Below are 8,649 nucleotides of genomic sequence, written 5' to 3' on the forward strand. Positions count from 1 at the left end.
TTTGATTTCTTGCGGCCAAAGGTCAAGCGAGAAGGCTTAACTGATCGGCATTACCCCGATGGGTGCTTTCTTATCAGCTTTCAGCAGATCACTGCCCCGGCTGTGCCTGAGAAAGAATCAGCTTGCCTTCCTTGTCTACCGGAATCTGGTTGCCCGGATCACGATCCATCCGCACCTTGCCTTCCTTGCCGTCCAGCGAATAGCGGACGTCATAACCTACGACCTTGTCGCTGATGTCATTCACCGTATTACAGCGAGTCTGGGTGGTGGTGTAGGTATCGCGATTCTGCATGCCTTCCTGCACCTTGTTGCCGGCATAACCGCCACCGACCGCACCGGCCACCGTGGCAATTTTCTTGCCGGTGCCGCCGCCGATCTGGTTACCCAGCAAACCACCCGCCACGGCACCGATGGCGGTACCGAGAATCTGATGTTGATCCTTGACCGGCGCCTGCCGGGTCACAGCGACGTCCTTGCATACTTCACGTGGAGTCTTGATCTGTGTCTTGACCGGTTCGACAGCCAAAACCTGCGCATACTCAGGGCCGCTTTTAACCAGGCTGTAGGTGGCAACAGCACCCCCGGCAGTCACACCGACAGCACCCAATACCGCACCAACCAGTAACGACTTGTTCACATGAACCTCCTGACCATCACATGCGGGACGCGCCCGCGCTTCTCCCAGCCTTGGAGCAAAAAAAAAGACGCGAGTTCAACTCGCGTCTTTTTTGCCTCGTACCGCCGAAAGAATGCTCTGAAATCAAGAGCCTCAAGGACGGTCGTCGACTTCCTTCTCGGTATTGGCCGGCGGAATCAGATCTTCTGTCGACAGATTCAGCCAGATCAACACCACGTTGGCGATGTAGATCGACGAGTAAGTACCCGCCAGAACACCGATAAACAGGGCGATGGAGAAGCCGAACAGGTTGTCCCCACCGAAGAACAGCAGCGCCGCAATCGCCAGAAGCGTGGAGATCGAAGTGGCCATGGTGCGCAACAGGGTCTGGGTGGTCGAGATGTTGATGTTCTCGATCAGCGAAGCCTTGCGCAGCACGCGGAAGTTCTCACGCACCCGGTCGAATACAACGATGGTGTCGTTCAGCGAGTAACCGATGATCGCCAGCACCGCCGCCAGCACCGTCAGGTCGAAGGTGATCTGGAAGAACGACAGGATACCTACGGTCACGATCACGTCGTGAATCAGCGAAACGATGGCGCCGACTGCGAATTTCCACTGAAAGCGGAAAGCCAGGTAGATCAGGATGCCGCCGAGTGCCAGCAGCATGCCGAGGCCGCCCTGGTCGCGCAGTTCTTCACCGACCTGCGGGCCGACGAACTCGACACGCTTGACGGTCGCCGGGTTGTCACCGCCGACCTTCTGCAACGCTTCTGCAACCTGATGGCCCAGTTGCGGGTCTTCACCCGGCATACGCACCAGCAAATCGGTGGTTGCACCGAAGTTCTGCACGATGGCTTCGTGGTAACCGGAAGTCACCAGTTGCTCACGCACTTTGGTGACGTCAGCCGGACGTTCGTAGGTCAGCTCGATGAGCGTACCGCCGGTGAAGTCCAGACCCCAGTTCATGCCCTTGTGGAAGACGCTGAAAATAGCCAGCACCGTAAGAAACACTGTGACGCCGAACGCAAAGTTGCGAACGCCCATGAAGTTGATTGTACGTAACATGGCAGCCCCTTAAATCCACAACTTCTTGAAGTCACGTCCGCCGAAGATCAGGTTGACCATTGCGCGGGTCACCATGATGGCCGTGAACATCGAGGTAAAGATCCCGAGGGACATGGTCACTGCGAAACCTTTGACCGGGCCCGTGCCCATCGCAAAGAGAATGCCGCCGACCAACAATGTTGTCAGGTTGGCGTCGAGAATCGCGGTGAATGCCCGGCCGAAGCCTTCGTTGATTGCACGCTGCACGGTCATGCCGGCGGCGATCTCTTCACGGATCCGCGAGAAGATCAGCACGTTGGCGTCGACCGCCATACCCATGGTCAAAACGATACCGGCGATACCCGGCAAAGTCAGGGTTGCACCCAGCAGCGACATCAGCGCCAGCAGCAGCACCATGTTCACCGCCAGTGCGACGGTGGCGATCAGGCCGAAGAAGCGGTAGATGGCGATAATGAACAGCGAGACGAACAGCATGCCCCACAGCGATGCATCGATACCTTTGGTGATGTTGTCCGCCCCCAGGCTAGGGCCGATGGTACGTTCTTCAGCGAAGTACATCGGAGCAGCCAGACCACCGGCACGCAGCAGCAGCGCCAGCTCGGACGACTCGCCCTGGCCGTTCAGGCCGGTGATACGGAATTGCGCACCCAGCGGAGACTGAATGGTCGCCAGGCTGATGATTTTCTTCTCTTCCTTGAAGGTCTGCACCGGCACGTCTTTTTCGACGCCGTCGACCATCTGCTTGACGTAGGTGGTCACCGGGCGCTGTTCGATGAAGATCACCGCCATGCTGCGACCGACGTTGCTGCGGGTCGCGCGGTTCATCAGGTCACCACCGTGGCCATCCAGACGAATGTTCACTTCAGGCGTACCGTGCTGCGAATCGAAACCAGCCTTGGCATCGGTCACCTGGTCACCGGTGATGATCAGGCCACGCTCGATCTGTGCAGGAGGGCGCTTGCCTTCGCGGAACTCGAAAGTCTCGGAAGTAGCTTTCGAAGCACCCGGCTCTGCAGCCAGACGGAACTCCAGGTTGGCCGTCTTGCCGAGGATACGCTTGGCTTCGGCAGTGTCCTGTACGCCCGGCAGCTCAACCACGATACGGTTGGCACCCTGACGCTGAACGATCGGTTCGGCAACACCCAGCTCGTTGACGCGGTTACGTACCGTGGTCAAGTTCTGCTTGATGGAGTATTCACGGATTTCCGCCAGCTTGGCCGGGGTCATCGCCAGACGCAGCACCGGTTGACCGTTGAGGTCAGCCGGAACAATGTCGAAATCGTTGAAGTTCTTGCGGATCAGCACGCGGGCCTGTTCACGGGAGTCAGCATCGCTGAAGCCCAGTTGAATGGCGCCATTGAGCTGCGGCAGGCTGCGATAACGCAGTTTTTCTTTGCGCAACAGGCTCTTGACGTCGCCTTCGTAGACTTTCAGGCGTGCATCGAGGGCTTTGTCCATGTCCACTTCCAGCAGGAAGTGCACACCACCGGACAAGTCCAGACCCAGCTTCATCGGATGCGCGGCCAGGCTGCGCAGCCATTGCGGGGTGGTCTGTGCCAGGTTCAGCGCGACGACGTAGTCATCACCCAATGCCTTGCGGACAACGTCTTTGGCCGGCAACTGGTCTTCAGCCTTGGTCAGACGGATCAGACCGCCCTTGCCGTTCGCAGCCAGGCTCGAGGCCTTGACGTTGATCCCGGATTCCTTGAGCGCGGCGCTCACGCGATCCAGATCGGCCTGATTGACCTGCAGAGCCGTGCTGGCGCCGCTGATCTGAATGGCCGGGTCATCGGGGTATAGATTGGGAGCGGAATAAATCAGACCGATCGCCAGCACCGCCAGGATCAGAATGTATTTCCACAGAGGATATTTGTTCAGCATCACGCCGCCCGTTATGAACGCGGGGCGCCTTGCGCGCCCCGTCGATTGAGTAGAAGTTGGAACCTTAGATCGCTTTCAGCGTGCCCTTTGGCAGCGTGGCGGCGATGGCGCCCTTCTGGAACTTCATTTCCACGGTGTCGGAAACTTCCAGAACCACGAAGTCATCGGCCACTTTGGTGATCTTGCCGGCGATGCCGCCGGTGGTGACTACTTCGTCACCCTTCGCCAGGCTGCTCAGCAGGTTCTTCTGCTCTTTGGCGCGCTTGGCCTGTGGACGCCAGATCATCAGGTAGAAGATGACCAGGAAGCCGACCAGGAAAATCCACTCGAAGCCGCCGCCCATAGGCGCTGCAGCCGGTGCAGCCGCGTCAGCCATGGCATTAGAGATAAAAAAGCTCATTTAGCACTCCAGTTGCAAATGTTGAATCTTGGGGTCAGAAAACTCAGTCCAAAGGCGGAACGGGAAGCCCGCGTTTGGCGTAGAAGGCATCGACAAAGGCGGCCAATGTACCCTGTTGAATAGCCTCGCGCAAACCAGCCATCAGCACCTGATAATGGCGCAAATTGTGGATGGTATTGAGCATGCTGCCGAGCATTTCGCCGCACTTGTCCAGATGATGCAGATAAGCACGCGAGAAGTTCTGGCAGGTATAGCAATCGCAGGTCGGATCCAGCGGCGAATCATCATGGCGATGGAACGCGTTACGGATCTTCAGCACGCCTGTATCAATGAACAGATGCCCATTGCGGGCATTACGGGTTGGCATCACGCAATCGAACATGTCCACACCGCGGCGCACACCCTCAACCAGATCTTCCGGTTTGCCAACGCCCATAAGGTAACGAGGTTTGTCAGCCGGCATCATGCCAGGCAGATAATCCAGCACCTTGATCATTTCATGCTTGGGCTCACCCACCGACAGACCGCCGATAGCCAGACCGTCGAAGCCGATCTTGTCCAGCCCCTCCAGCGAGCGCATGCGCAGGTCCTGATGCATGCCACCCTGGACGATGCCGAACAACGCCGCCGTGTTGTCGCCATGGGCATTCTTCGAACGCTGGGCCCAGCGCAGCGACAGCTCCATGGACACACGGGCGACATCTTCGTCAGCCGGGTACGGGGTGCATTCGTCGAAAATCATCACGATGTCCGAACCCAAGTCACGCTGGACCTGCATCGATTCTTCCGGACCCATGAACACTTTCGAACCGTCGACCGGAGAGGCGAAGGTCACGCCCTCTTCCTTGATCTTGCGCATGGCGCCGAGGCTGAATACCTGGAAACCGCCGGAGTCGGTCAGGATCGGGCCTTTCCACTGCATGAAATCATGCAGGTCGCCATGCTCCTTGATCACTTCGGTGCCAGGACGCAGCCACAGGTGGAAGGTGTTGCCCAGAATGATTTCCGCGCCGGTGGCGACGATGTCACGCGGCAACATGCCCTTGACCGTGCCGTAGGTGCCCACCGGCATGAAAGCCGGGGTCTCGACGGTGCCACGCGGGAAGGTCAGGCGACCACGACGAGCCTTGCCATCGGTGGCAAGCAGCTCAAAAGACATACGACATTGGCGACTCATTCTGTTTCCTCGGGGCCACGTGGCGCGGGGTTACGGGTGATAAACATCGCATCACCGTAGCTGAAAAAGCGGTATTCGTTGTCGACCGCGGCCTTATAAGCGGCCATGGTCTCGGGATAACCAGCGAACGCCGAGACCAGCATCAACAATGTGGATTCGGGCAAATGGAAATTGGTGACCAGGGCATCGACCACATGAAACGGCCGGCCCGGGAAAATAAAGATGTCGGTGTCACCGCTGAATGGCTTGAGCACACCATCACGGGCAGCACTTTCCAGCGAACGCACGCTAGTGGTGCCGACGGCAATTACCCGACCGCCACGGGCGCGGCAGGCCGCGACTGCATCGACCACATTCTGGCCGACTTCCAGCCACTCGCTGTGCATGTGGTGGTCTTCGATCTTCTCGACGCGCACTGGCTGGAACGTGCCGGCACCGACGTGCAGCGTGACGAACGCGGTCTCCACGCCCTTGGCGGCGATCGCTTCCATCAGTGTCTGGTCGAAATGCAGCCCGGCCGTCGGCGCTGCCACCGCGCCGAGCTTCTCGGCGTACACGGTCTGATAACGCTCGCGATCCGAGCCCTCATCCGGGCGATCAATATAGGGAGGCAGTGGCATATGCCCGACGCGGTCGAGTAGCGGCAGCACCTCTTCGGCGAAACCCAACTCGAACAGGGCGTCGTGGCGAGCCAGCATCTCGGCTTCGCCTCCACCGTCGATGAGGATCTTCGAACCCGGTTTCGGCGACTTGCTGGAGCGCACATGAGCCAGCACACGGTGCGTGTCGAGCACGCGTTCGATGAGAATTTCCAGCTTGCCGCCGGACGCCTTCTGACCGAACAGCCGGGCGGGAATCACCCGGGTATTATTGAACACCATCAGATCGCCCGGGCGCAGATGCTCAAGCAGATCAGTGAATTGACGGTGTGCCAGGGCACCGCTGACCCCATCCAGGGTCAACAGGCGACTACCGCGACGCTCGGCCAAAGGGTGGCGGGCGATCAGCGAATCAGGAAGCTCGAAGGTAAAGTCAGCAACGCGCATGATGGAGTTCGTCTAGCAGGGCCGGAAAGTCTAGCGGAAATATCGAAAATTGACCATGAAACGTGATTGACCAACGGTAGGTACCTCTCTATACTTCGCCGCCATTGAGCCCTGATGGCGGAATTGGTAGACGCGGCGGATTCAAAATCCGTTTTCGAAAGGAGTGGGAGTTCGAGTCTCCCTCGGGGCACCAAAATTAAAAAAGGTCTTGCTTAGCAAGGCCTTTTTTTTCGCCTGCCGGAAAGTAGCTGCCGTAGTAAGAGCAGGCTGCGATCTTTTGATCTTCCTCTGTTTCACCGACAGGACATCTCAAAGGATTCACTGCATGGAAACGTCACTGGAAACCGTCGCCCTGTTCTCCCTCAAGCTCGCTTACGAGGAAGAAGGCCTGAGCCCGATTCTGCGGGATGACATGGTCATGGGTGATTATCAGAAAGACGTATTCGAGTTGCTGGTGCGACGTGGGGATGTCGATACCATCCAGTTCAAGATGAACGAGTGCCTGGAATTGGCGATGGATGCGCTGGGTGGCGTTGAGAAACCGCTGGGGCGGGAACTGCACAAGTTGTCGACCGACTTCAGTCACGCGCAGTCGCTGGAGCAGCTGGATCAGCCGCTCCTCGCGCTCAAGGGTTATTTGAAGGACATTCTGTAATCAGACGCACGATCTGAAGAAACAGCCCCTCGGATTACTTGCGCACTTTTACCACTTGAATGTCGACGGGGAACCCGCCGGGCCCTTCCAGCTTCTTCCATCCCACGTATTGAAAAATCGTATCCCGATCGATGGTATCGCCCCTCTCCACCATTGCTCCGCCCAGCACCGCGACCTCTCTGTAGATTGCGCAACTGCCCTCATCGGGATGGGTGTTGTAGATCACATAAGGTTTGACGTATCGCACGGCGCGGAAACGTCGGCCACAACGCCAGTCGACCGTGATCATCAATGTCTTCAGATACGCTTCACCATCCATTTCCGGATCCTCGGCGATTTCGTGGAGCTTGCCGAGCTCGCCAACATCGCTAAAGCCCAGAGCGCGGGCGCGCTGGTATTCCGGGGACTCCAGATGCTCGGCCTGGGCCTTTAAGGCCTGCTGAAGAATCTCTTTGTCCTGAACATTATGTTCGTTGTTCCAGATCTCGGTCGCTTGGGCAATGACGTTTTCGCAACGGGCATAATCGGGAGAGGCCAGGTTTGCCTGGGTGAGGTGCTCACGATGAACGAAGACCGGTCGCATCAAGCTATCGACGCGGAACATCGCGTCCCTGGCAGCCATGATCCCGTTTTGAACGTCGTTCATCACTTGTTGAAAACGCTCACAATCGGAGAGGTATGCCTTCCAGGCGGACTCAGCGGGTTCGGCGGCAAGCGCCGGAGTTATTACAATTGCGAGGAAAGCGCTTAGCAGGCGCGAGACATAAGAAACGCTAGGCATGTGTAGTCCGTTACACAGATGAAGAAAGTGGCGCGAAGCTACTATTTTGCTATCTTGCCGTCCACTCTAGCTGGAAGTCTGTCGCCGCCTCCGTTATCACGCACTCGGGAATAAACCAATGGATGCTTTGTTGTGCTTGCTGGTGATGGCTGGAACTTGGCTGTGGGTGGTGAAACAACGGGGTGAGTGGAACCTGTTGCTTGGCAACCTTGCTGGCGCCGGAAGTAGCGTGGTAACCGGCATTGTGTTTACGCTGATTTACGACCGAGTCATTGGTACGACGATGGCGACGCCAAACCTGGATCGCAGTCTGGTGGTGTTCATCACAAGTGCGAGCGTTCTGGCGGGTGTATGGTTGTGGATTGCCAATCGCCGTCAACCGGAACATCCGGTTGCACGTCAGTTGCTGGGCGCGGTGTGTGGGTTTGCCGCCGGCATGGCGACCCTGCTGTTTATTGCTGTGAATTATTTCCCCAACATGTGATCGGACGGCGTGACCGTTTTGCTATTTTGCCGCCCATTGCTAGTGTTCACTTCGCAAAAAATCCCCTTTTTCCAGCTTCCCTCAAACTCGCCTATAAGGAAGAAGGCCTGAGCCCGCCCCTGCACGATGATCTGGTCATAAGTGATTACCAACGGGCTTTTTGCTGTCTGGGATAGTGTCCCTATCTCTTCAAAATAGTTCCACCCTCACCTGTCGAGACAGTCTCAACGGCAGCTTTGTCGATTTCTTGTTGCCACGCCCCTGGCAGCTTGGCGGCATCATCGTTGACTGCCACCGACACCTGAGAGGCCGAGAGAGCGCCACAGCCAGCCTCCAATGCGACTCCATTCAAGAAGCCTCACAAGGTAGCTCCAACCCTTCAGGGACGCCCTGGATAGCCTCTCACGAAATACCTACACTCCGCTGCCAATCGCACTTGTAGACAGCTCTTGCATTCGCAGACGCCTTAACTCAGTAGATTGCGATAGCCGCAAGGCGTCCGAGAATGCCGTACGAACTTTCCTGCGGGCAAAACAAAACC

Annotated in this window: 9 protein-coding genes and 1 tRNA gene; 3 read left to right on the forward strand and 7 right to left on the reverse strand. The window is 57.6% G+C overall.

From position 1 onward, the window contains the following. Window positions 1–88 precede the first annotated feature (88 nt). The 6 genes from ACW9HX_RS28500 to queA form a co-directional block, all read right to left on the reverse strand. Window positions 89–637, reverse strand: coding sequence for a glycine zipper 2TM domain-containing protein (locus ACW9HX_RS28500; RefSeq protein ID WP_085709392.1), 549 nt, complete (start codon window positions 635–637; stop codon window positions 89–91). Between the two features lie 132 nt (window positions 638–769). After that, entirely contained in the window at window positions 770–1,684 is a 915-nt protein-coding gene (secF, locus tag ACW9HX_RS28505; RefSeq protein ID WP_457383140.1) for a protein translocase subunit SecF, read from the reverse strand. Between the two features lie 9 nt (window positions 1,685–1,693). Then, a complete protein-coding gene (secD, locus tag ACW9HX_RS28510) occupies window positions 1,694–3,565 on the reverse strand; it encodes a protein translocase subunit SecD (RefSeq protein WP_457383141.1) in 1,872 nt (623 codons plus the stop codon). A gap of 64 nt (window positions 3,566–3,629) precedes the next feature. Next, a complete protein-coding gene (gene yajC, locus ACW9HX_RS28515; protein WP_041071802.1) occupies window positions 3,630–3,965 on the reverse strand; it encodes a preprotein translocase subunit YajC in 336 nt (111 codons plus the stop codon). A 43-nt stretch (window positions 3,966–4,008) separates the two neighbouring features. After that, complete coding sequence (gene tgt, locus ACW9HX_RS28520; RefSeq protein WP_161794909.1) at window positions 4,009–5,124, reverse strand: tRNA guanosine(34) transglycosylase Tgt; 1,116 nt, start codon at window positions 5,122–5,124, stop codon at window positions 4,009–4,011. Between the two features lie 14 nt (window positions 5,125–5,138). Further along, window positions 5,139–6,188, reverse strand: a complete 1,050-nt coding sequence (gene queA, locus ACW9HX_RS28525) for a tRNA preQ1(34) S-adenosylmethionine ribosyltransferase-isomerase QueA (protein ID WP_457383142.1) — start codon at window positions 6,186–6,188, stop codon at window positions 5,139–5,141. Window positions 6,189–6,296: 108 nt separating this feature from the next. On the opposite strand from queA, the gene ACW9HX_RS28530 reads away from it, so the two are divergent. Both ACW9HX_RS28530 and ACW9HX_RS28535 read left to right on the forward strand, forming a co-directional pair. After that, a tRNA-Leu gene (locus ACW9HX_RS28530) sits at window positions 6,297–6,381 on the forward strand. Between the two features lie 132 nt (window positions 6,382–6,513). Continuing rightward, window positions 6,514–6,843 carry a hypothetical protein gene (locus ACW9HX_RS28535; RefSeq protein WP_457383143.1) on the forward strand — a complete coding sequence of 110 codons (330 nt, stop codon included), beginning with the start codon at window positions 6,514–6,516 and terminating at the stop codon, window positions 6,841–6,843. 34 nt (window positions 6,844–6,877) lie between these two features. Here ACW9HX_RS28535 and ACW9HX_RS28540 read toward each other — a convergent pair whose 3' ends face one another. Beyond that, complete coding sequence (locus ACW9HX_RS28540; RefSeq protein WP_457383144.1) at window positions 6,878–7,624, reverse strand: hypothetical protein; 747 nt, start codon at window positions 7,622–7,624, stop codon at window positions 6,878–6,880. A gap of 118 nt (window positions 7,625–7,742) precedes the next feature. Here ACW9HX_RS28540 and ACW9HX_RS28545 point away from each other — a divergent pair, with 118 nt between their 5' ends. Beyond that, window positions 7,743–8,108 (forward strand): hypothetical protein, encoded by a 366-nt coding sequence (locus ACW9HX_RS28545; RefSeq protein ID WP_457383145.1) that lies wholly within the window; start codon window positions 7,743–7,745, stop codon window positions 8,106–8,108. Window positions 8,109–8,649: the final 541 nt, after the last annotated feature.

The organism is Pseudomonas sp. SDO52101_S400 (assembly GCF_054071635.1).

Excerpts from the sequence above, each read along its gene's own strand:
- secF (WP_457383140.1), bottom strand. The coding sequence starts at position 1,684 with ATGTTACGTACAATCAACTTCATGGGCGTTCGCAACTTTGCGTTCGGC.
- secD (WP_457383141.1), bottom strand. The coding sequence starts at position 3,565 with ATGCTGAACAAATATCCTCTGTGGAAATACATTCTGATCCTGGCGGTG.
- yajC (WP_041071802.1), bottom strand. The coding sequence starts at position 3,965 with ATGAGCTTTTTTATCTCTAATGCCATGGCTGACGCGGCTGCACCGGCT.
- tgt (WP_161794909.1), bottom strand. The coding sequence starts at position 5,124 with ATGTCTTTTGAGCTGCTTGCCACCGATGGCAAGGCTCGTCGTGGTCGC.
- queA (WP_457383142.1), bottom strand. The coding sequence starts at position 6,188 with ATGCGCGTTGCTGACTTTACCTTCGAGCTTCCTGATTCGCTGATCGCC.
- ACW9HX_RS28535 (WP_457383143.1), top strand. The coding sequence starts at position 6,514 with ATGGAAACGTCACTGGAAACCGTCGCCCTGTTCTCCCTCAAGCTCGCT.
- ACW9HX_RS28540 (WP_457383144.1), bottom strand. The coding sequence starts at position 7,624 with ATGCCTAGCGTTTCTTATGTCTCGCGCCTGCTAAGCGCTTTCCTCGCA.
- ACW9HX_RS28545 (WP_457383145.1), top strand. The coding sequence starts at position 7,743 with ATGGATGCTTTGTTGTGCTTGCTGGTGATGGCTGGAACTTGGCTGTGG.